Origin of the sequence: Streptomyces sp. NPDC051183 (assembly GCF_040682455.1) — a bacterium.
Classification (GTDB): Bacteria; Actinomycetota; Actinomycetes; order Streptomycetales; family Streptomycetaceae; genus Streptomyces.
The window spans coordinates 1-21,655 of record NZ_JBFBBA010000004.1 but is presented as its reverse complement, the minus strand read 5'-3'; the positions used below and the strand labels follow the sequence as shown (position 1 = coordinate 21,655).

Genomic DNA, 21,655 nt, shown 5'->3' with positions numbered 1-21,655 from the left:
GCCCGGACATGGGGTCCGTCGACGTGCACGAGCCGCCCCCGGCGGGTCTGCGCGGGGCGCGCCGCCGGCCGGCCGCCGCGCTGCGGCCGTTCATCGTCAACTACACCGGATTCGAGACGGAGTTCACCGCACCGCGCCGCCGACTGGAGCTGCCCACCGGGTTCGTGACCCTGGTCTTCACCTTCACGGAGGGGTTGTGGGTGACCCGTACGGAGGGGCTCGCCACGACCCGGCTGCGACCCGCCTCCCGGGCCATGATCAGCGGCCCGCGCACGGTGCCCGCGATCGGGGTCCACTCGGGCGCGGTGCGCGGCCTGGAGGTGAACATGAGCCCCCTCGGCGCCTACCGGCTGTTCGGCATCCCGATGGCGCACTTCGAGGACGCGCACGTGGACCTGCTCGACGTGCTCGGCCCCTCGGGCGGCCACCTCGCCGACCGCTTGCAGTCGCTCCCCTCCTGGCCGGAGCGCTTCGCCCTGCTCGACGAGGTGTTCTGCGGGCGGCTGGAGCGCGGTCCCGCCGCCGCGCCGGAGGTGCGCGGGGCGCTCGCCCTGCTGTGGGCCGACAGCGGGTCGCTGGCCCGGGCGACCGCCGAGACCGGGTGGAGCGCGCGCAACCTGCGGGCGCGCTTCCGCGAGCAGGTGGGCCTGTCCCCCAAGGGCATGGCGCGGGTGTTCCGGCTCCAGCACGCCCTGCGGCTGCTGTCGGCGGGGATGGCGGGGGCGCAGGTCGCGGCCGTCTGCGGCTTCCACGACCAGGCGCACCTGAGCCGGGAGGTGAAGGCCATGACGGGGCTGTCCCCGTCGGGCTTCGTCAGGCTCCGCGGCGGCCTGCCCCCGGGGTCGGCCCTGGACCGGCTCCCCGGCCGGATCACCAGCGTGGTGCTGGCGGGCTGAGCCCCCGCCGAGTACTGCGACCGGCCCGGCCGGAGTGCCGTTTTTGACAAGACAGGGCCGGTCGGGCTTGCCACGCTCGGCGTACGACTCCTCCTCCCCCCGGAGAGTCCCCACGCACTGCGGCAGCCCGTCACGGGGGTGCGGGTTGCCGCAGTGCGGCCACCAGCGCGCGGGGGTCGTCGGCGTGGAAGCGGATCGTGCGGGCCTCGGCCCGGGCCCCGAGCGGGCGGGTGAAGCCGAGCGGCCGGGACAGTTCCAGGGTGACGGTGGTCTGGCTGCCGACGATCAGGTCGAGGACCCCGTCCTCGGACACGGTGACCAGCCGGCCCTCGGGGTAGCGGCGGTCCACCCGGACCGAGGCCACCGCGTCCGGCGGGACGGTCAGGTCGAAGAGCGCGCCGTAGCGGATGCGCAGCGAACCGTCGGGGCGGACCACGTGCGGCCGGGTGACGCAGGCCGCGTGCAGCGCGAGCACGAGCGCGACCCCGTAGAGGTCCAGGACCAGCACCACCCGGTGGACGGCCGGCCAGGGGATGAGGAAGCCCAGCGCGACGGTCTCGATCACCGACACGAAGGCCATCCCGTACATCATGGCCGTCTGCGGTCCGGTGTACGCGGCGCCGAGGTCGCCGGGGCGCACCCCGTGCGGCGGCCGGCGCAGCACCCACCGTACGAGTGCGGCGCCCGCCCGCAGCTCGTGCAGCAGGAGCCGCCGCACCGGCGCCGGTACGACGGCCCGGACCGCCCCCAGCAGGGCCGCCCGGGGAGCCGCGCCGCCCGCGCGCTGCCCGGCGTACAGGCCGCGCAGTACCGCGGCCTCCAGGACGAGGACCCCGAGCACGAGCGCCTCGGCGACGGCGAGGAGCCACCCGGGCGGCCGCACCCCGGCCACGAGGCACAGGACGAGGGCCAGTTCGCCGGGCACGACGGCGGCCGCCGCCAGCCGCGCCGCGCGCAGACCCCGCAGCCGCGCGGGCCCGCTCCCGTTGCCGTTGCCGTTGCCGTTGCCGTTGCCGCTCATCCCCGGCCCCTCTCCATGAACGCCTCCATCACCCGGCGTACGACTTCCGCCTGTGCGGGGGCGTACTCGGCGAGCAGCGCCTCCTTGAACCCGGCCACGACCGGCCTGCCGTCGGTCTCGATCAGCTCGAACACCTCGTCGGGGACGGCCGCCACCAGCGCGGCGGCGAGCGGCACGATCCGCGGGTCGTCGGCGGGGGCGTCGGCCAGCTCGTCCAGCCGCTCGTAGAGCGCGAGCACGCCCGGATCGGCGGCGAGTTGCCCCAGTGCGGCATAGACCCCGTCGCCGATCGTGCCCGAGGCGTCGAGCAGCGTCAGGTGCTCGCGGTCCTTGGCGGCGGCCGGTGAGTCCGTCGGCGGCGCCTTCGCCAGCAGTGCGGCGAGCTGCGGCGAGAGCGGCTCGCCCTCCCCGGGCGGCGCGGCCCGCAGCACCGCGAGGCGGCTGCGGCGCTCGTGGAGCTCGGCCTCCTGCCGCGCGAGGTCGGCGTCGAGCTCTTCGAGTACGTCGGCCAGCTCGCGCCCCGCGTCGTCCGCGAGCACGTCGCGCACCTCGTCGAGGCTCAGCCCGAGCTCGGTCAGCCGGCGCACGCGGGCGAGCAGGACGGCGTCGCGCACGCTGTAGGCGCGATAGCCGTTGGGGCGCCGCTCCGGCTCCGGGAGCAGGCCGACATGGTGGTAGTGCCGGACCGCCCGGGTGGTGACCCCGACGAGCGCGGCGATCTCTCCGATCCGCATGGGCCCAGTAGAAACCCTGCCGCTGCGTCAAGGTCAAGCGCTTACACGTTGCAGGTAGCATGGTCGGCACGACAGACGAGTCGGCCGGGCGGCCGCGTCGGGGTCCCCGGATCCCGCCGAGGAACGTCCGGGCTCCACAGGGCAGGGTGGTGGGTAACGCCCACCCGGGGTGACCCGCGGGACAGTGCCACAGAAAACAGACCGCCGGGGGCTTCGGTCCCCGGTAAGGGTGAAACGGTGGTGTAAGAGACCACCAGCGCCTGAGGTGACTCAGGCGGCTAGGTAAACCCCACCTGGAGCAAGGTCAAGAGGATCCGTCCCCGGACGGGTCTGCGCGAACGCTTGAGGGCTGCCCGCCCGATGTTCGCGGGTAGACCGCACGAGACCGGCGGCAACGCCGGTCCTAGATGGATGGCCGTCTCCCCGGCGACCGCGAGGTCTCCGGGTGACAGAACCCGGCGTACAGGCCGGCTCGTCTGCCGTCACACACGGAAGAAGGACCCCCGCCCGATGGGCGGGGGTCCTTCCGCGTATCGCGTACGGCGCCTCAGCGCAGGTGCGAGGTGTCGTTCAGCAGCCGGACCGAGGCGTTGCCGTCGGCGTAGTAGGCCACCGCCGACAGCGAGGCCGCCGACAGCTCCATGCGGAACAGCGCCTCCGGCGGCGCCCCCAGCGCGAGGCGCACCAGGACCTTGACCGGGGTCACGTGCGTGACCAGCAGCACCGTGCGGCCCGCGTACCGGGCCAGCAGCCGGTCCCGGGTCGCCGAGATGCGGCGGGTGGCGGCCGTGAAGCTCTCGCCGCCACCGGTCGGGGCCGCCTTCGGGGAGTCCAGCCATGCCTGGAGGTCGTCGGGGAAGCGTTCCCGCACCTCGGCGAAGGTGAGCCCCTCCCAGGCGCCGAAGTCCACCTCGCGCAGGCCCTCTTCGACCACCACCTCCAGTCCGAGGCGGTCGGCCACGGCCTGGGCGGTCTCCCGGCAGCGGCGCAGCGGGGAACTGACCACGGCCTGTACGGTCCCCCGCGCGGCCAGCGCCCCGGCGACGGCCTCGGCCTGGCGGCGGCCGGCCGGGGACAGCTCCGGGTCGGTGCCGCCGCTGCCGGAGAAGCGCTTCTGCGGGGTGAGCGCGGTCTCCCCGTGCCGCAGCAGCACGAAGGTGGCGGGGGTCCCCATGTCGGGCCCCCAGCCGTTCGCGGCGCCCGGCGCGGGTTCCGTACCGGTCTGGCCGGGCACACGGGCCCCGGCTTCGCCGAACAGCGTGTCGGCGCCGCCCGCTTCGGCGGACCGGGCCTCGGCCGCGCCCGTCCTCGTACCGCCGCCGGAGGCAGAGGCGGAGGCCAGGGCCGCCCGTACGGCCGCGGCACCCTTCGCCGCGTCACCCGGAGGCCCGGCCAGTGCCCTCGCCGCCGAGGAGTCCAGCGCGGCCGACGAGGCCGAAGGCTCCCACTGCTTGCCGCGCTTGCCCGCGTCCATGGCCTCGTTGGCGAGCCGGTCCGCGTGCTTGTTCTTCTCTCGCGGGATCCACTCGTACTTCACCTGCGAGCGCGGCAGGATGGTCGCCGCCTCCGCCGCGAGCGGCTTCATGTCCGGGTGCTTGATCTTCCAGCGGCCCGACATCTGCTCGACGACGAGCTTGGAGTCCATGCGGACGAGGACCACCGCGTCGGGGGCGAGTTCGCGGGCGGCCTTCAGCCCGGCGATGAGCCCCTTGTACTCGGCGACGTTGTTCGTCGCCACGCCGATGTACTCGGCGCGCTCGGCCAGCGTCTCCCCCGTCACCGGGTCGAGGACCACCGAGCCGTAGCCGGCGGGCCCCGGGTTGCCCCGGGAGCCCCCGTCGGCCTCGACGACGAACCGGACGGGCTTCTGCATCAGATGCCCGAGTCGGCCGTACGGACCAGGATGCGGCCGCAGCTCTCGTGGCGGACGACCTGGTCGCGGGCGGCGGCCTTGATCTCGTTGACCTCGGCGAGGTCGAGCTCCAGGCGGCAGCCCTCGCAGCGGCGCTGGTACAGGCGCGCGGCGCCGACGCCGCCCTGCTTGACTCGGATCTTCTCGTACAGGGCGATCAGCGCGGCCGGCATGGACGCGACGATGACCTCGCGGTCCTTGGCGATGCCCGCGACCTCGGCGTCGATCTCGCCGGTGGCGGCGTCGCGGCGCGCGGTGGCGTCCGCCAGCTTGGCCTCCAGGGCGGCGACGCGCTCGGTGATCCCGGTGACCCGCTCCTGCGCGGCCTCCAGGCGCTCCATGACCTCCAGGACCACGTCCTCCAGGTCACCCTGCCGCTTGGCCAGGGAGACGACCTCGCTCTGCAGGTTCGCCAGGTCCCGGGCGGAGACGCCGGTGCCGGAGTCCAGGCGCGCCTGGTCGCGGGCGGCGCGCTGGCGCACCTGGTCCACGTCCTGCTCCGCCTTGGTCTGCTCGCGGGCGGCGTCGCTCGCCTGCGTCTGGGCAGCGACGAGCAGGTCGCGCTGCTGGCTGAGGTCCTTGGTCAGCGAGTCGACCTCGGCGTGCTCGGGCAGCGACTTGTGCTTGTGGGCGAGCTGAGACAGCCGCACGTCCAGGGCCTGGACGTCGAGAAGTCGGATCTGGTCGGCGGGCTCGGCGTTCAGTTGGGGGCTCCTGAGATAGAAGAGGGGGGTGAGGAAACGACGGACGGCGCGTGGGCCGTCCACGGGTCGGTGACCGTGCGCGAGACGTGGGTGCGAAGACCCCAGCCGTGGCGCTCGGAGATCGCGTCGAGCTGCGCGGCGGCCTGCTCGCACCAGGGCCACTCGGTGGCCCAGTGGGCGGCGTCGACGAGGGCGAGCGGGCTCTGCTCGCGGGCCTCGGACACCGGGTGGTGGCGCAGGTCGGCGGTGAGGAAGGCGTCCACGCCCGCGGCGCGGACCTGCGCGAAGAGGCTGTCGCCGGAGCCGCCGCTGACGGCGACGGTACGGATGAGCGCGTCCGGGTCGCCGGCCGCGCGGATGCCCTGCGCGGTGTGCGGGAGCCGGGCGGCGGCGCGGGCGGCGAACTCGCGCAGGGTCTCGGGGTGGTCCAGCTCGCAGATCCGGCCGAGGCCGCGGCGGCCCTCGGGGTCGGTGGGGTCGGGCACGAGGGGGCCGGTGATGCGCAGGTCCAGGGCGCCGGCGAGGGCGTCGGAGACCCCGGGGTCGGCGGTGTCGGCGTTGGTGTGGGCGACGTGCAGCGCGATGTCGTTCTTGATCATCGTGTGCACGACGCGGCCCTTGAAGGTGCCGGCCTCGACGGTGGTGGTGCCCCGCAGGTAGAGGGGGTGGTGGGTGACGACCAGGTCGCAGCCCAGCTTCACGGCTTCGTCGACGATCTCCTGTACGGGGTCCACGGCGAACAGCACCCGGGAGACCTCGGCGTCGGGGTCGCCGCAGACGGTGCCGACGGCATCCCACTGCTCGGCCCGCGAGGGGGGCCAGAGAGCGTCCAGCGCGGCGATGACTTCAGAGAGACGGGGCACGGGCCAAGGCTACCGTCCGTGGCGACCGCCCGGCCGTTCCCCCTTTCGGGGACCGGCCGGGCGGTCGGGCGGGGCCGGGGCGGGCCGCTACTTCACGAGGAAGCCGCGCAGGTCGTCCAGGACCTTGTCGGCGGCGGTCACGCCGAGGCCCAGGTACCAGGTCTCGTCCGGGACGTCCTTGGCCTGGCCCTTCTTCACGGCCTCCAGGCCCTTCCAGAGCGGGTTGCCCTCGGCGGAGTCGCGCTTGGTCTTGTCCTGGGCGCCGTAAACACCGGTGAAGATCCAGTCGGCCGCGGCCTCGTCCATGCGCTCGGGGCTGATCTCGACCGCGAGGTCCTCTGCCTGCTGGTTCTGCGGGCGGGGGATGCCGGAGTCCTTCAGGATCGTGCCGATGAAGGAGGCGCCCGCGTACAGGCGGGTCTTGCCCGGCATGAAGCGCAGCATCGTGACGGTCGGCTTCTTCTCGCCGAGGTCGTCGCCGAGCTCCTTCGCCTTGGCCTGGTAGGCGTCGAGCTCGGCCTTGGCCTCGGCGGTCTTGTCGAGCGCCGCCGCGTTGAGGAGGTAGTTCTCCTTCCAGGGGAAGCCCGGGCGGATGGAGAACACGGTCGGGGCGATCTTGGAGAGCGCGTCGTACTTGTCCGCGGAGCGGAGCTGGCTGCCCAGGATCAGGTCGGGCTTGAGCGCGTTGATCGCTTCGAGGTTGAGGTTGTTGATGGTGCCGACGGACTTGGGCTCGCCCGCGTCCTTCTTGAGGTAGGCGGGGATGCCGTCGTCGCCCTCGGTGGGCGCGTAGCCGACGGGCTGCATCCCGAGGGAGACAACGTTGTCCAGCTCACCGACGTCCAGGACGACGACGCGCTTGGGCGCGGCCTTGAGCTCCGTGCTGCCCATCGCGTGGGTGACGGTGCGCGGGAACTGGCCGGCCGCGGCGGTGGTCCCGAAGGCCGCGGTCTTCTTCGCCGCCTCCGAGAAGTCCTTGCCACCCTGGGCGACGGCCTTCTTCTCGCCGCCCGCGGCCGGGGCGTCCTTGCCCGCCTTGTCGTCCTTGCCGCCGCAGGCGGTGAGGACGAGCGCGGCGGCGGTGGCGAGGGCGACGGCTGCGGCTGCGGCTGAGCGGCGTCGGAGGGACATGGGAGAACTCCTGGGGTCGGGGGCGACACGGCAGTTAGGCAAGCCTAACCAGCTCCTTACCCTAAACGCCCCGATATCGCACAGCACAATCGTCACCACGGCCATGGGCGAATCACCGCCCGGCCACCCGTATGTGTGAAGCATGAGCAGTCGTGTTGTTCGGCAGGAAGTGCGAAAACTAGCTTCCCTAACCGGAGGTGACGCGCAGATGACTGTCTGTGCCATCGAGATCACGACGACGGCCCCGTTCACCATCGCCGCGGACGGCTCGTACGCCGCGCGGCTCGCCGGGGACGGTGAGGCGCGCTACCCGGAGCGGTGGACCCTGACCGGGCCCGAGCCGTACGCGGTGCCGCTGCCGCTCGCGCAGCCCGAGGAGGCGGACAGCGAGGTGCTGCCGCTCGCCGACGGACGCGTGCTGATCCACCGGCGGGTTGCGGAACGGCACGCCTTCGCGCTCCTGTACCCGACGGGCGGCGCCGCGGCGGGCCCGCGGACCGGGCAGTTGGAGCTGGGCGCGGTCGTACCCGAGGACGAAGGCGTACGGGTCACCCTGCTGCCCCCGTCCCCCGACGGCTGCGGGGCCTTCGCCCTGGCCGCGGGCGACTCCGGGACCACCGTGTGGCGGGTGGCCGGCACCCCGTTCGGGCCCGAGCCGGTGGCCCGGATCCCCGGGCGCTGCTCCGGCGGGGTCTGGCTGGACCGGACGGGCCGGATGCTGGCGCTGGACCGCGAACTGGACGGGGTCGTCAAGGCCGTCGCCGTCGACCTGGGCCGCGGCGGCGAGGTCTCCCCGCTGCTCCAGATCGCGGAGGGCAGCTCCGACCGGCTGCTGCTGGCCGACCCCGACAGCGGGCTGCTGCTGATCCGCTCCGACGCCCCGGGCGAACAGCGCCTGGGCTGGGGGGTGCTGGGCAGCGCCCGGCCGGTGCGGTTCCCGGAGTGCCTGCGCGCCGACGGCGCCACGGCCGTGCCGTTCGCGGTCCAGCCGGGGCAGGCCCTGATGCCCGAGAGCTGCGGGGTCGCACTGCGGCTGGACGACGGCGGCCTGGCCCTGTGGCGCCCCGCCGACCGGCACGTGTTCCGGCTCGGCGGCCCCGTCGGCTGGCTCGGCGGGACGGGGCTGTGGAGCGCGGAGGGCCGGCTGCACCTGCCGTACGCGACCGCGGAAGTGCCGTGCGGGATCCTCGGGATGAGCCTGCCGGTGGCCCCGCCGCCGCCGGTCCGGCTGGAGCCGCTCCCGGCGGCCGCGCCGAGGCCCGTACCGCTCCAGCAGGCGCCGCTGCGGTAGGCGCCGCTGCGGAAGGGCCCCGGCCCGGGCCCGCACGACGGACCGGGCCCGGGGTGTCAGCACCCCGGGCCCGCCCCCCGCGTGGTCGTACCGGCCGCGGTCAGCCGTGCTTGAGGCCCAGCACCTCCGCGGCGGCGAAGGTCTCGTTCGCCGGACGGGACTCGTAGTGCGGGGTGAGGACCTCGTCCAGCTCCTCGTAGGAGAACGCCTCCTTGGTGGTGTCGAACTTCGCCGCCACCTTCGGACGCTCCATCACGACCACGATGCCGCCGTGCACGACGAACAGCTGCCCGTTCGCCCTGGCCGAGGCGGGCGAGGCCAGGTAGCCGACGAGCGGCGCGACGTGCTCGGGGGCGAGGGCGTCGAGCTTGCCCTCCTCCGGGACCTGGAAGCCCGCGAAGACGTCCTCCGTCATACGCGTCCGGGCGCGCGGGCAGATGGCGTTGGCCGTGACCCCGTACTTGGCCAGGGCCAGGGCGGTCGAGGTGGTCAGACCCACGATCCCGCCCTTGGCCGCGGCGTAGTTCGGCTGCCCTGCGGAGCCGCCGAGGAAGGCCTCGGAGGAGGTGTTGACGATCCGGCCGTAGACCGGGCCGCCCGCCGCCTTCGACCGCTCCCGCCAGTGCACGGAGGCGAAGTGCGTGGTGTTGAAGTGGCCCTTGAGGTGGACCCGGATGACCGAGTCCCACTCCGCCTCCGACATCGAGAAGACCATCCGGTCGCGCAGGATGCCCGCGTTGTTGACCAGGATGTCGAGCTTGCCGAAGCTGCCCACCGCCAGCTCGACCAGCTCGCGCGCCTGCTCGAAGTCGGCCACGTCTCCGAGGTGCGCCACCGCCTGCCCGCCCGCGGCACGGATCTCGGCGGCGACCTCCTCCGCCGGGGCGGCCGAGGCCTCCCCGGAGCCGTCGCGCCCGCTCTGGCCGAAGTCGTTGACGACCACGCTCGCGCCGAGCCGGGCGAGTTCGATCGCCTCCGCCCGGCCGAGACCGCGGCCGGCGCCCGTGACGATGGCGGAGAGTCCCTCAAGTGGCAGTGACATCCGTACGGTTCCTCTCGAAACAGGTCAGAGTTCGATGCAGGTGCGCAGGGCCACGCCGGTGCGCATCTGGTCGAGGGCGTCGTTTATCTCGCCGAGCTGCACCCGGTGCGTGATCAGGCCCGCCAGGTCCACCCGGCCGGCCCGCCACAGCGCGATGGTGCGCTCGTACGAGCGGAGCACGTCGCCGCCCCCGTACATCGACGGCAGGATCTTCTTCTCGTCGAAGAACAGCGAGAACATGTTGATCGAGTAGTTGTCGTCGAGCGCGCCCGCGCCGACCACGACCACCGACCCGCCGCGCCGGGTCATCTCGTAGGCGGTGTGCGCGGTCGCGGACTTGCCGACCACCTCGAAGACGTAGTCGAAGCCCTCGCCGGCGGTGATCCGGTTCTTGGCGTCGCCGAAGGCGTCCGGGGCGACCGCCTCGGTGGCGCCGAAGCGCAGCGCCGCCTCGCGGCGGGAGGCGACCGGGTCGACGGCGACGATCTGGGCGGCGCCCTGCACCTTGGCGCCCTGGATGACGGAGATGCCGACGCCGCCGCAGCCGATGACGGCGACCGAGGATCCGGCCTCGACCTTGGCGGTGTTGATGGCCGCACCGAGGCCGGTGGTCACGCCGCAGCCGATCAGCGCGGCGATGTCGAAGGGGACGTCGTCGGGGATGGGCACGGCGCAGCCCGCCGGGACCACCATCTCCTCGGCGAAGGTGCCGGTGCCGGCGAATCCGAAGATGTCGCTGCCCGCGCGGCGGAAGTTGGCGGTGGCGACGTTGCCGAAGGCCTCCAGGCACAGGTGCCCCTGGCCGCGGCGGCAGGACGGACAGTGCCCGCAGGGCGGCAGCCAGCAGACGAGCACCCGATCGCCGATCTTGTGGCTGGTGACCCCGTCGCCGACGTCCGTGATCACGCCGGAGCCCTCGTGGCCCGGGATGAAGGGGGCGGGCTGCGGCAGGACGCCGCTCATGGCGGAGAGGTCGGAGTGGCACAGGCCGGTGGCCTTGATGCGGATCCTCACCTTGCCGGGACCGAAGCCCACGGCCTCCATGTCGTCGACCACTTCGAGCTTGTCCTGGCCGATCTCGCTCTGCAGTGCTGCGCGCACGGTGCGGCTCCTTGTGTCGGTGTTACTGGTGTTCGACGACGGTGTCGGCGAGGACCGGCGCGTCGTCCCGGTCGACGGCGGTCACCGAGACCAGGACGCGGGCGGGCTCCTGCCACATCCGGATCCGCAGGGTCTCGCCGGGGAAGACGATCCCGGCGAAGCGCGTGCGGTAGGCGCGGACCCGGGACACGTCGCCGCCGAGGGCGGTGTCGACCACGGCCTTGAGGGTCATCCCGTACGAGCACAGGCCGTGCAGGATCGGCCGGTCGAAGCCGGCCAGCTTGGCGAACTCGGGGTCCGCGTGCAGGGGGTTCCAGTCGCCGGAGAGGCGGTACAGCAGCGCCTGCTCCTCGCGGATCGTCCGCTCCTCCACGCGGTCGGGCGCCCGCTCGGGCTGCTCCGTCTTCACGGAGGGGCCGCGGTCGCCGCCGAAGCCGCCTTCTCCCCGTACGAAGATCGACGCGTCGGAGGTCCACAGGGGGCCGTCGGCGTCCGCGACCTCGGTGCGCAGGACGACCACGGCCGCCTTGCCCTTGTCGTAGACGGCGGCGACCTTGGCGGTGGACGCGGCCTGCCCCTTGACGGGGATGGGCCGGTGCAGCTCGATGGACTGGCCGCCGTGCAGCACGTGGGCGAGGTTGACCTCGATGCCGGGGGCCGCGAGGCCGCCCATCATGGCCATGCCCGCGCCGGCGACGGTCGCGAAGCTGGGGAGCACGTGGAGCTTGGACTCCAGGGTGTAGCGCAGCTCGTCGGGGTCGGTGGCGGGCAGGCCCGCGCCGAGGCCGAGGTGGTAGAGCTGGATGTCCTTGTGGTCCCAGGCGATCTCCCCCTGGCGGGGGTCGGCGGCGAGGGCCCTGGCGGCATCGATCGGCATGGGGATGCTGCTCCCTGTCTTGAGAAATCGACGCGATGGAAGACCTCGGTGCGGCCGTCCGCACCGTCGGCCGCACCGAGGTCGTATGCGGGACCGGCACTCTAGAACGCGTTCTAGGTATCCGGTGAGGGAATGTATAACGCACGCCCCAGCAGTTGGGAAGACTCCTGACTTGACGTCAGAATCACTGGCGGAGAGGCGTGTTGCACGTTCCGTGCGGGCGAGGGGGTCCTACCCTGGCCGGGTGGACGAGATGCCCGTGAACCACCGCCCGACCCGCTCCCTGCGGGTGCTGCTGGCGTTCCCGGACGCCGCGGCTCTGGCGGTGCGGCTCGGGCTCCAGCCCGACATCGAGGTGGTGGCCACCGCGCTGGCCCGGCCCGCGGTGGCGCTGGTCGAGGAGCCCGGAGCGGTCGCCGAGCTCCTCGGGGAGGACCCGGAGTGCCGGGTCCTGGTCCTGACGGGCTCGGCCCACCCGGGCCTGCGGGAGGCCGCGCTGGAGGCGGGCGCGGCGGGCCTGGTCCTGCGCGACGGCCCGATCGAGGACCTGGCCGATTCGATCCGCCGCGCGTCGATGGGCGAAACGGTGGTGGACCCCGCCCTCGAACCCTGAAAACACTGGCGGGGCGCCCGCGGGGCTGGATTGCCCGAAGGGCAATTTCAGCCCCGCCGGCGTTTGAGGCGCGGGTCCGGGCAGAGCCCGGGGAACGGCGGAAGGGCGGGTAGGGGACAGCGCCCGCAGGGCCCGGGCCCAGCGCCAGGCCCAGGCCCAGCCCTAGCGGCGCCGCAGCAGCGTCACCACGGCCGCGCCGCCCAGGCCGATGTTGTGCGCCAGCCCCACCCGCGCGCCCGAAACCTGGCGGGCCCCGGCCTGCCCACGCAGCTGCCACACCAACTCCGCGGCTTGCGCCAGCCCAGTGGCCCCGAGGGGGTGCCCCTTGGAGATGAGCCCGCCCGACGGGTTCACCACCCACCGCCCGCCGTAGGTGGTCGCCCCCGACTGCACCAGGCCCCCGGCGGAGCCGTCCTCGCACATGCCCAGCGCCTCGTACGTCAGCAGCTCGTTGATCGAGAAGCAGTCGTGCAGCTCGACCACGTCGACGTCCTCGATCCCGAGCCCCGAAGCCTCGTACACCTGACGGGCCGCGGCAGCGGTCATCGGCTTGCCGACCACGTCGATGCAGGAGCCGGAGGAGAAGGACGCCTCCGTGTCCGTGGTCATGGACTGGGCGACGATCTCCACCGCACGGTCGGCCAGGCCGTGCTGCTCCACGAACCGCTCCGACACCACCACCGCGGCCGCCGCGCCGTCCGAGGTCGGCGAGCACTGCAGCTTCGTCAGCGGCTCGTGGATCGACTTCGCCGCCAGGATCTCCTCCACCGAGTACACGTCCTGGAACTGCGCGTTCGGGTTGTTCGCCGAGTGCCGGTGGTTCTTGGCGCCCACCATCGCCAGCTGCGCGGCCGTGGTCCCGTAACGCTCCATGTGCTCGCGCGCCGCGTTCCCGAAGATCTGCGCGGTCGGCGGCGACATCTCGAAGCCGTGCCCGGCGGCCATGATCCCGTAGTGCCGGGCCACCGGGGAGGTCTTGAAGTCGCCCCCGTCGGCCCCGCCGCCCAGCGCGCCCTTCTTCATCTTCTCGAAGCCGAGCGCGAGCACGCAGTCGTTGATGCCCCCCTCCACGAACTGCCGCGCCATCATCAGCGCCGTCGACCCGGTCGCGCAGTTGTTGTTGACGTTGTAGACCGGGACCCCGCTCAGCCCCAGTTCGTACGCCGCCCGCTGGCCGGCCGTGGAGGCCTGGAAGCAGTAACCCACCGGGACCTGTTCGACCAGCCCGTAGTCCACCCCCGCGTCCGCCAGCGCCGCGGACCCGGCCTCCTCGGCCATGTCCCAGTACTGCCAGTCCCTCGACTCCGGCTTCTCGAACTTCGTCATGCCGACGCCCACGATGTACGACTTCATGCCCCTGGTGTCCCTTCAGTCCCTCGGGAGGCCGAGAATCCGCTCGGCGACGACATTGAGCTGGACCTGCGTGGTGCCCCCGGCGATGGTCAGGCAGCGGGACATGAGCATCCCGTGCACCGCCTTCTCCCCCGCCCCCTCGCACACCGCGCCCGCCGGACCCAGCAGTTCGAGCGCGAGCTCGGCGGTCCGCTGCTGGTGCGGGGTCTGGACGAGCTTGCGTACGGACGCACCCGCGCCCGGCTCCAGCCCCGACACCTGCTGGAGGGTGGTGCGCAGCCCGATGCAGGCCAGGGCGTGCGCCTCGGCGGCCAGCGCCCCGATCCGCGCCCGGTATGCCCCGTCGAGCCCGGCGCTGCGCGCGATCAGCGCCTCCAGGCCGGTGTCGAAGGTCATCTGGTCGGCCATGTGGACGCGCTCGTTGCCCAGCGTGTTGCGCGCGACCTTCCACCCGTCGTCGGCCGCCCCCACCAGCGCGTCCGGCGGGAGCAGCACGTCGTCGAAGTAGACCTCGTTGAAGAGGGCCTCGCCGGTGATCTCCTTGAGCGGCCGGATGTCGATGCCGGGGCTGTTCCTCATGTCGACGACGAAGTAGCCGAGCCCCTTGTGCTTGGGTGCCTCCGGATCGGTGCGGGCCAGCAGGATCCCGAAGTCGGCGCTGTGCGCGGAACTCGTCCACACCTTCTGCCCGTTGATCCTCCAGGAGCCGTCCTCGGTGCGCTCCGCCCGGGTCCGCAGCGAGGCCAGGTCCGAGCCCGCCCCCGGTTCGGAGAAGAGCTGGCACCAGGTGACGTCCCCGCGCAGGGTCGCCAGCGCGTAGGCGTCGCGCTGCGCCTCGGTCCCGTAGGCGAGCAGCGAGGGTACGACCCAGGTCGCGATCCCGAGGTCGGCGACCTTGACCCCGGCCGCCCGCAGCTCCTGCTGGACGACGAGCTGCTCGACGGGCCCGGCGCCCAGTCCGTACGGCGGCGGCAGGTACGGGGCCGCGTACCCGGTGGGGGCCAGCACCCGGCGGGCGGCGGCCGGGTCGAGGCCGCGCGCGTCCTCGATGGCGGTACGGGCCTTCGCCCGGTACGCCTCCGCCTCCGCCGGGAGTTCGAGGCGCAGCTCCCGCCGCGCGCCCCCGGCCGCGCACCGCACGGCCCGTACCCGGTGCCCGTCGCCGGGGCCCAGCAGCTGGCGGGCCACGACGGCCCGGCGCAGGTGGACATGCGCGTCGTGCTCCCAGGTGAAGCCGATGCCGCCGAGGATCTGGATGCAGTCCTTGGCGCAGGTGTAGGCGGCGTCGAGCGCGGTCCCGGCGGCGAGGGCGGCGACCAGCGAGCGCACCTCGGCGGGCTCCTCCATGGCCTGTGCGGCGTCCCAGGCCAGGGCCCGCGCCTGTTCGAGGCGCACCAGCATGTCGGCGCACAGGTGCTTGACGCCCTGGAACTGCCCGATGGGCCGCCCGAACTGCTCGCGGACCTTCGCGTACTCGGCGGCCGTCTGCAGCGCCCAGGCCGCGGTGCCGCAGGCATCGGCCGCGAAGACCGTGCAGGCCAGGTCCCGGACCAGGGCCGCGTCCAGCTCCAGCACCCGGCCGGGCCCGGCGACGACCCCGCGGGCGTGCACCTCGGCGGTGGGCCGCGTCGGGTCGGCGCTCTCGTGGGTACGGATGTCCAGCGCGGCGGCGTCCACCGCGAACCAGCGGGTCCCGTGCGCGGCCTCGGCGGCCAGCAGTACGAGGTCGGCCTCCCCGGCGCCGAGCACGGGCGGCGCGGTGCCGTCGAGCAGGTACCCGCCGCCCTCCACGGCCACGGCCGTCAGGCTGCCGGGCCCCAGCGCGACGGCGCCGACCCGGCTGCCGTCGGCCAGCGCGGCGGTGAGCTCCTCCGCCCCGGCCCGGTGCAGCAGCACCGAGGCCAGTGCGCTGCCGAGGAAGGCCCCGGGCAGCGCCGCCCGCCCGGCCTCCTCCGCGACGACGGCGAGGTCGAGCAGGGTGCCGCCCTCCAGGTGCGGCGCGAGCAGCCCGGAGGCGGCGAGCCCGTCCCAGTACGCGGGCCGCGCCCCGGCCTGCGGCGGGGTGTCGAGGAGCTTGCGCACCTCCTCGGGCGGTACGGCGCGCGCTGCCCAGCCGCGCACCGCCTCGGCCAACTCCCGCTGCTCTTGCGTGATTCCGATGCCCATGCGCGGCAGACTAGAACACGTTCCAATCTGACGGAAGGTCAGATGAACGTGTTCCTCGGCGCGGGCCTCGGAGCGGGCCTCGGAGCCGGCAGGTCAGGAGGAGGGGTCAGGAGCGTTCGTAGTAGTACCCCTCGCCGTGGGACGGCCCCACGTTGTGCATGAGCCCGATCGGCTCGCTCTTGGTGAAGAACGACGCGTCGAGCGTCCCGCAGAACTGGCCGGTGGACTTGCTCTTGTCCTCCGCCCCCGAGCTGATGTTCATCCGGTTCCCGACCACCGACACCACCTTGGCGATGTGCTCGCAATGGCCCATGTTCTGGTCGGAGATCAGGCGGACGGCCCCGGTGCGGGAGACGGTCACCGTGTCCGGCTGACCGATGTTGAACTGCCCCTTGTAGACCCAGGTGCCGACGAAGTACGCCGGGACCGCGTCACCGCCGGACGAACCGCCGCCACTGGGCGAGCCCCCGCCGCCGGGCGTGGTGGGCTGCGTGCCGGTGCCGCCCGCGGGAGAACCGCCGCCGTTCGCGCCCCCGGCGGCGGGGCCCGCGCTGGTCTCCTTGCCGGCGCTGCTGCCCGTACCGCTCCCGCCCGGGGTGCCGGAGCCGCCGCCGGGCGTGCCCGCGCCCGCCGCGGCACCCTGCGCGGCGCCGCCGACCTGGGCGCCCTGCGCCGAGGCGTCGGGGCTCTGGGGGGCCTGGGGGCTCTGCGCGCCCGCGCTCGGCGAACCGCTCGCCGCGGAAGGGGAGCCGCCGGTCGCGCCGGGCGTCACCGGGGCGCTGCTCGCCGGGGGCGAGGCCGCCCGGTTCCCGTCGCCGCCGAACGGCTGGATCAGGGCCACCGTGCCGCCACCGATCGAGATCACGAAGACGGCCGGCACCGCGACCGTCCACGGCCGCTTGCGCCGCCGCCGCTCGCCCTCGGCCGTACCTGCGCCGGGCGCGGGCGCGGGCGCGGCGACCACCGGCCCGGCAGAGCCCGCCTCCGGCCGCAGCCCTATCGTCGCCCGGTCGGTGGGCGCCCCGGCCTCCGGCGCCTCCCGCTCCGGCGGCGCCGCCTCGGCGTCGAGCAGTTGGGCCGCCTGCTGGGCCAGGCGCGCCACGACCTTGGGCGGCAGCCACGCACCACCGCGCACGGCCGGACGTACCCGCTCCGGGTCCGCCAGCAGCTCCTCCACGCCGGGCCGCTCGTCGACGCCCTTGACCAGGCAGCGCCGGATGAACGCGCGCAGCGCCTCGTCCCCGATGCCGTCCAGCTCCGGCTCGGCCTCCACGATCTGGAACATCACCGCGTGCTGGTTGCTGGCCCCGGCGCCGAAGGGCAGCTGCCCGGTGGCCGCGTACGTCAGCACGCAGCCGAGCGTGAACACGTCGCTCTTCACCCCGGCCCGCTGTCCGCGGACCTGCTCGGGCGACATGAACCCGGGCGAGCCGACGACCATGCCGGTGCTGGTGAGCAGCGACTCGACGGAGGTCTCCAGGGCGCGCGAGATGCCGAAGTCGATGACGCGGGTGCCCTCGACGGTCAGCATCACGTTCGACGGCTTGAGGTCGCGGTGCACGATCCCGGCCGCGTGGATGTCCCCCAGCGCATGCAGCAGCCCGTCGGCGAGCGCGTGCACGGACTCCACGGGCAGGGGCCCGTGCCGGCGCACGATCTGCTCCAGCGACAGCCCGGGCACGTAACCCGTAGCCACCCAGGGCCGGTCGGCGTCCGGATCCGAGTCGATGACGGGCGCGGTGTACCGCTCGCCGACGCGTCTGGCCGCGTCGATCTCGCGGCGGAAGCGGGCCCGGAACTGCGCGTTCGAGACGTGCTCCTCGTGCACCACCTTCACCGCGACGGTACGCCCGCCCTCGGACCGGGCCAGGAACACCCGCCCCATGCCCCCGGCCCCGAGCCGCCCGAGCAGCAGGTAGGGCCCGATCCGGCTCGGATCCGTGCCGGTGAGCGGCTTTATGCCACCGTCGACGTTGTCGTCGTCGTCACTGATCCCACTGCTGCTCATGCTTCCCCCCGTGGCCGTCCGAACTGGCCTCAGGGTAAGCGTTGTTATCGAACGGACCCCACGAAGGTGGCGAAGGCGACGGGGCCGACGGTGAAGACCGGCCCGTCGGGGTTCTTGGAGTCCCGGACGGCGACGACGCAGGGCTGGGCGGCGATCTCGACGCATTCGCCGCCGGTGTCGGAGCTGTACGAGGACTTGCGCCAGGCGGCTCCACCGAGGGGGGCGCACTCGATGCAGTCGCCGCCGGTGTTGCCGCTGTACGAGGACTTCCGCCAGGTGGCTCCGCCGAGAGGGGCGCACTCGACGCAGTTCCCGCCGGTGTCGCCGCTGTACGACGACTTACGCCACTGCGCGCCCTTCAAGTCCTGGATGCTGTCCATAGCGCTCCTCCATTACGCGGGCGATCAGCCCCGCCGAGTCCTCCAGCGAGAGGGCGGCGGCCTGCAAGTGATCGTAACGGAGCGAACCCTCCCTGAGGGCCTGCGGATTAGCCGTCATGTGACCCTGGATGAAGTCCTCGGTATAGACAATGTCCGGGTCGTCGTCGAAGCGCAGAATGTTGAACTCGCCCATCTGTCCGGCATGGGCACCCGCCCCAAAGGGCAGGATCTGTACCTTCACCCACTCCCGCTCCCGCAGAGCCAACAAGTGCGCGAGTTGGTTCCGCATGACGTCCGGGCCGCCGATCTCTTGACGGAGCACGGCCTCGCTCAGCACGATCCACATCAGTGGCGGATTCTCGCGGTCCAGGATGCGCTGGCGCTCCATCCGGGCCTCTACCCGTGCGTCGAGGTTCTTCTCCTTGCGCACACCCAGCACCGCTCGTGCGTACTCTCCCGTCTGCAACAACCCATACACCAGCTGCGGCTGGAACGTGGAGATGTACGACGCCTTCGCCTCCATCTCCGCGTATGCCTGGAACCAAGCCGGAAGCTGACTCCTCAGCACGAGCCCCACCAACCGGGAGAAGAACCCACCGGTCCCCAGGGCCGCGTCAACTCGCTCCGAGAAGTCGCGGGTCGGGACCTTCCTCGCCGTCTCGATCTGCCCGATCAGCGAGGCGGTGCAGAAGACGATGCCGCCGAGCTGTCCCTGTTTCAGCCCCGCTTCCTCTCTCAGGCGGCGGAGTTCCGAGCCGTAGTAGTCCAGCGGTGAGGCGCTGGGATCGAGATCGCGGATGTTGACCATGAGGCGGTCACCCCCAAGTTCACGCGGTGCGGCGTTCGTTTCAACCCGTAGCCGAGCGTAACCAGACCCGTCCACCCTGGTGGCATGAATCACGCAACTGACGCCTTCCCGGCGGAGATTGGCGACAGCTACCACATGGGCTTCACCGTCGGTGAGCACTCGGCCCGGCACATGCGGCGCATCCTGCGCATGTTCCTCGCGGAGTGGGACATCGCCGAGCTGACGGACGCCGCCGAGCTCGCGCTGACGGAGCTGGTCGCCAACGTCGTACGGCACGTGCCCGGGCGGGGCTGCGCGGTGCTGATCCTGCGGCGGCCGGAGGGGCTGCGGGTCGAGGTCACGGACGGCTGCCCGCACCCGCCGCGCGTCACCCGGGGCCGCAAGCACCTCCTCGCGGAGGACGGCCGCGGGATGCTCCTGGTCGAGGCGGTAGCCGACCGCTGGGGCACGGAGCCCCGGCCCACCGGCAAGACGGTCTGGTTCGAGTGCGACGTATGAGGCGGCGGCGCCCTCCCGGTCCCGGCACCCCGGGCATGGCGCCCTACCGGGCGGTAGGGCAGCATGGGCCGCCCACACGCAGCTCAGCAGGAGGAACCACATGGCCAGCCCCAAGCCGGAGACCCTCGCCGCCTTCGAGGCCGCCAAGGGGTTCATGCCCGTGGACGAGGGCCTCGCCCTGTACGAGGCCGCAGCCGAGGCCGCCGCCCTCGGGCTCCCGCTGCTGGAGGTCGGCACGTACTGCGGCCGCTCCACGATCCTCCTGGCCGACGCCGCCCGCGAGGCCGGGGTCCCGGCGATCACCGTCGACCACCACCGCGGCAGCGAGGAGCAGCAGCCCGGCTGGGAGTACCACGACCCGACGGTCGTGGACCCGGAGATCGGCCTGATGGACACCCTGCCCACCTTCCGCCGCACCCTGCACCGGGCCGGCCTGGAGGAGCACGTGATCGCGATGGTCGGCCGCTCCCCCCAGGTCGCGGCGGCCTGGGGCGGCCCGCTCGGCCTGGTCTTCATCGACGGCGGCCACACCGACGAACACGCCACCGGCGACTACGAAGGCTGGGCCCCGCACCTCGCGGTGGGCGGCACCCTGGTCATCCACGACGTCTTCCCCGACCCCGCCGACGGCGGCCAGGCCCCGTACCGCATCTACCTCCGCGCCCTGGCCTCGGGCGCCTTCGAAGAGGTCTCGGCCACAAACTCCCTCCGAGTCCTCCGCCGCACGTCAACAGGCATCTAACAGCCGGACGCGCCACCCAATGAAGGGCAGCGCGTCCGTGGAGAGCGTTCACTCACCGGCGGCTACGGAACCAAGCATCCCTGGTTCCATAGCTCCCATTAGGCGCCGCCGGCGACCTTGCCGAGGCCGTTCCAGCCGCCTGCGCCGTCTCCGCCGTTCCAGGAGTAGACGGTGGCGCCGCCGTTGGCGTCCCCGAGGATGTAGTCGGCGTGGGTGTCGGCGTCGAAGTCGACGAACTGGACCTTGGGGTGGTCGTTGGTCAGACCGACGGCGATCTGGCCCATGGGCTTCCAGCCGCCGCCGGTGTCGCCGCCGCGGTTGTTGAAGAGGTCGATGCCTCCGCCGGGCTTGACGATGTAGTAGTCGGCCTTGCCGTCCCCGTCGTTGTCGGCGAACCGAATCCGGGTGCGATCGGTGGTGGCGCCGGTGGTGACGGTGCCGACGCCCTGCCAGCCGCCGCCGGTGTCGCCGCCACGATTGAGGTAGACCTCGACGGCCCCAGTGTCGCTGAGGACGATGTAGTCGGTCTTGCCGTCGCCGTCCCAGTCCGCGAAGCGGACCTTGCTCGCGTCGTTGGTCAGGCCGACGGCGACCTTGCCAACGGCCTGCCAGCCGCCGCCGGTGTCGCCGCCACGGTTGAGGTAGACGTACACCGAGCCGCCCGCGTCGATGACGATGTAGTCGGCCTTTCCGTCGCCATCGAAGTCAGCGAGACGTACGCGGCTGCGGTCGGTGGTGAGTCCGCCGGCCACCTTCCCGACGGGCTGCCAGCCGCCTGCTCCGGCCGGGTCTCCGCCGCGGTTGAGCCAGACCTTGACCTCGCCACTGTCGGCAATGGTGATGTAGTCGGGCTTGCGGTCCCCGTCGAAGTCCGCCCACCGCACCCGCTCACTGCCGCCAGCCTCGTTGGAGGCGGCGGAGCGGCGGGGAGCGGTTACCTGGCTGATCCACTGGCCGAGGTCATCGACGCGCACGGCGATCGCGTTCGTGCGGGTCTCGGCGGGGTTGGCGTCCAGGCATCCGCCTTGCCAGGACTGGCTGTTGACGCCGACCAGCTCGCCGGCCGTGTTGAGGAGGGGGCCGCCGGTGTCGCCCTTGCACACGACATCTGTGTCTCTGCCGGTGATGGCGACGGTGGTGGCATCGATCGCGTTGGTGGTGAACGTCCCGGTATGCAGCCTGCCGGGCACCCAATCGCTCTTGGTGCGCCCGAACCCAGCTGAGGTCAAGGCTGTTCCGGTTGCCGGTGCGGTGCTGGCACGCTGGACGGCTGCGATGCCGGTGACCGGAGCGGCCAGCCGTGCCAGTACCAGGTCCCGGTCGGCGAGCGGGGCGAGCTCTGTGATCTCGAGAGACTGGCCATTGCTCAGCGTCGCCTTGGCCTTGAGAGCTGGCTTGCCGGCGGTCAGCGGGGTGGGCTCAGGGCTGATTCATAGTCTTGGCTGTGAGGAGAAGCGGCAGGTCACAGCCGTGTGGCGGACCTTCAGTTTGGACACGCCGGACGCAACGAAGCTC

At 73.0% G+C, this 21,655-nt stretch carries 20 protein-coding genes and 1 other RNA gene; 6 read left to right on the top strand and 15 right to left on the bottom strand.

The window, feature by feature from the left end; genetic code table 11:
* The first annotated feature begins 8 nt into the window (after positions 1-8).
* Positions 9-896: a helix-turn-helix domain-containing protein gene (locus tag AB0M99_RS04595; protein ID WP_365917184.1), complete on the top strand. Its 888-nt coding sequence runs from the start codon at positions 9-11 to the stop codon at positions 894-896.
* A gap of 130 nt (positions 897-1,026) precedes the next feature.
* Here the strand turns inward: AB0M99_RS04595 and AB0M99_RS04590 are convergent, their stop codons facing one another.
* The gene (locus tag AB0M99_RS04590; protein WP_365917183.1) at positions 1,027-1,917 is read right to left on the bottom strand and encodes a hypothetical protein; all 891 of its coding nucleotides are present in this window, start codon (positions 1,915-1,917) and stop codon (positions 1,027-1,029) included.
* Complete coding sequence (locus AB0M99_RS04585) at positions 1,914-2,651, bottom strand: MerR family transcriptional regulator (protein WP_365917182.1); 738 nt, start codon at positions 2,649-2,651, stop codon at positions 1,914-1,916. The genes AB0M99_RS04590 and AB0M99_RS04585 overlap by 4 nt, the downstream gene beginning before the upstream one ends.
* 76 nt (positions 2,652-2,727) lie before the next feature.
* Here AB0M99_RS04585 and rnpB point away from each other — a divergent pair.
* Positions 2,728-3,130: RNase P RNA component class A (gene rnpB / locus AB0M99_RS04580), an RNA gene on the top strand.
* 68 nt (positions 3,131-3,198) lie between these two features.
* On the opposite strand, the gene AB0M99_RS04575 is transcribed toward rnpB, so the two are convergent.
* The 4 genes from AB0M99_RS04575 to AB0M99_RS04560 all read right to left on the bottom strand — a co-directional run bounded on the left by AB0M99_RS04575 (position 3,199) and on the right by AB0M99_RS04560 (position 7,261).
* Positions 3,199-4,524, bottom strand: a complete 1,326-nt coding sequence (locus tag AB0M99_RS04575; RefSeq protein ID WP_365917181.1) for a bifunctional RNase H/acid phosphatase — start codon at positions 4,522-4,524, stop codon at positions 3,199-3,201.
* Complete coding sequence (locus tag AB0M99_RS04570) at positions 4,524-5,267, bottom strand: C4-type zinc ribbon domain-containing protein (protein WP_365917378.1); 744 nt, start codon at positions 5,265-5,267, stop codon at positions 4,524-4,526. Before AB0M99_RS04570 ends, AB0M99_RS04575 begins: the two co-directional genes overlap by 1 nt.
* Positions 5,264-6,130 (bottom strand): Nif3-like dinuclear metal center hexameric protein, encoded by an 867-nt coding sequence (locus AB0M99_RS04565; protein WP_365917180.1) that lies wholly within the window; start codon positions 6,128-6,130, stop codon positions 5,264-5,266. Before AB0M99_RS04565 ends, AB0M99_RS04570 begins: the two co-directional genes overlap by 4 nt.
* 87 nt (positions 6,131-6,217) lie before the next feature.
* Positions 6,218-7,261: an iron-siderophore ABC transporter substrate-binding protein gene (locus AB0M99_RS04560; protein ID WP_365917179.1), complete on the bottom strand. Its 1,044-nt coding sequence runs from the start codon at positions 7,259-7,261 to the stop codon at positions 6,218-6,220.
* Positions 7,262-7,469: 208 nt separating this feature from the next.
* Between AB0M99_RS04560 and AB0M99_RS04555 the strand changes: the two genes are divergently transcribed.
* Positions 7,470-8,552, top strand: coding sequence for a hypothetical protein (locus tag AB0M99_RS04555; RefSeq protein WP_365917178.1), 1,083 nt, complete (start codon positions 7,470-7,472; stop codon positions 8,550-8,552).
* 100 nt (positions 8,553-8,652) lie between these two features.
* Here the strand turns inward: AB0M99_RS04555 and AB0M99_RS04550 are convergent, their stop codons facing one another.
* The 3 genes from AB0M99_RS04550 to AB0M99_RS04540 are packed head-to-tail and all read right to left on the bottom strand — an operon-like array spanning position 8,653 to position 11,572.
* Complete coding sequence (locus AB0M99_RS04550; protein ID WP_365917177.1) at positions 8,653-9,594, bottom strand: 3-oxoacyl-ACP reductase; 942 nt, start codon at positions 9,592-9,594, stop codon at positions 8,653-8,655.
* A 24-nt stretch (positions 9,595-9,618) separates the two neighbouring features.
* Positions 9,619-10,695 carry a Zn-dependent alcohol dehydrogenase gene (locus AB0M99_RS04545; RefSeq protein ID WP_365917176.1) on the bottom strand — a complete coding sequence of 359 codons (1,077 nt, stop codon included), beginning with the start codon at positions 10,693-10,695 and terminating at the stop codon, positions 9,619-9,621.
* 22 nt (positions 10,696-10,717) lie between these two features.
* Complete coding sequence (locus tag AB0M99_RS04540; protein WP_365917175.1) at positions 10,718-11,572, bottom strand: MaoC/PaaZ C-terminal domain-containing protein; 855 nt, start codon at positions 11,570-11,572, stop codon at positions 10,718-10,720.
* A 253-nt stretch (positions 11,573-11,825) separates the two neighbouring features.
* Here AB0M99_RS04540 and AB0M99_RS04535 point away from each other — a divergent pair, with 253 nt between their 5' ends.
* Positions 11,826-12,185 carry a DNA-binding response regulator gene (locus tag AB0M99_RS04535; RefSeq protein ID WP_365917377.1) on the top strand — a complete coding sequence of 120 codons (360 nt, stop codon included), beginning with the start codon at positions 11,826-11,828 and terminating at the stop codon, positions 12,183-12,185.
* Between the two features lie 162 nt (positions 12,186-12,347).
* Here AB0M99_RS04535 and AB0M99_RS04530 read toward each other — a convergent pair whose 3' ends face one another.
* The 5 genes from AB0M99_RS04530 to AB0M99_RS04510 all read right to left on the bottom strand — a co-directional run bounded on the left by AB0M99_RS04530 (position 12,348) and on the right by AB0M99_RS04510 (position 18,900).
* A complete protein-coding gene (locus tag AB0M99_RS04530; protein WP_365917174.1) occupies positions 12,348-13,538 on the bottom strand; it encodes a lipid-transfer protein in 1,191 nt (396 codons plus the stop codon).
* A gap of 15 nt (positions 13,539-13,553) precedes the next feature.
* On the bottom strand, positions 13,554-15,704 hold the full coding sequence (locus tag AB0M99_RS04525; protein WP_365917173.1) for an acyl-CoA dehydrogenase family protein: 2,151 nt from the start codon (positions 15,702-15,704) through the stop codon (positions 13,554-13,556).
* A 106-nt stretch (positions 15,705-15,810) separates the two neighbouring features.
* Positions 15,811-17,712, bottom strand: coding sequence for a serine/threonine-protein kinase (locus AB0M99_RS04520; protein ID WP_365917172.1), 1,902 nt, complete (start codon positions 17,710-17,712; stop codon positions 15,811-15,813).
* Positions 17,713-17,756: 44 nt separating this feature from the next.
* Positions 17,757-18,092, bottom strand: coding sequence for a DUF397 domain-containing protein (locus AB0M99_RS04515; RefSeq protein ID WP_365917171.1), 336 nt, complete (start codon positions 18,090-18,092; stop codon positions 17,757-17,759).
* Positions 18,052-18,900, bottom strand: coding sequence for a helix-turn-helix transcriptional regulator (locus AB0M99_RS04510; RefSeq protein ID WP_365917170.1), 849 nt, complete (start codon positions 18,898-18,900; stop codon positions 18,052-18,054). Before AB0M99_RS04510 ends, AB0M99_RS04515 begins: the two co-directional genes overlap by 41 nt.
* Before the next feature lie 84 nt (positions 18,901-18,984).
* Between AB0M99_RS04510 and AB0M99_RS04505 the strand changes: the two genes are divergently transcribed.
* Both AB0M99_RS04505 and AB0M99_RS04500 read left to right on the top strand, forming a co-directional pair.
* Positions 18,985-19,398 (top strand): ATP-binding protein, encoded by a 414-nt coding sequence (locus AB0M99_RS04505; RefSeq protein ID WP_365917169.1) that lies wholly within the window; start codon positions 18,985-18,987, stop codon positions 19,396-19,398.
* A 100-nt stretch (positions 19,399-19,498) separates the two neighbouring features.
* Positions 19,499-20,140 carry a class I SAM-dependent methyltransferase gene (locus tag AB0M99_RS04500; RefSeq protein ID WP_365917168.1) on the top strand — a complete coding sequence of 214 codons (642 nt, stop codon included), beginning with the start codon at positions 19,499-19,501 and terminating at the stop codon, positions 20,138-20,140.
* 98 nt (positions 20,141-20,238) lie between these two features.
* On the opposite strand, the gene AB0M99_RS04495 is transcribed toward AB0M99_RS04500, so the two are convergent.
* Positions 20,239-21,453 (bottom strand): FG-GAP-like repeat-containing protein, encoded by a 1,215-nt coding sequence (locus AB0M99_RS04495; RefSeq protein ID WP_365917376.1) that lies wholly within the window; start codon positions 21,451-21,453, stop codon positions 20,239-20,241.
* Between the last annotated feature and the right edge of the window lie 202 nt (positions 21,454-21,655).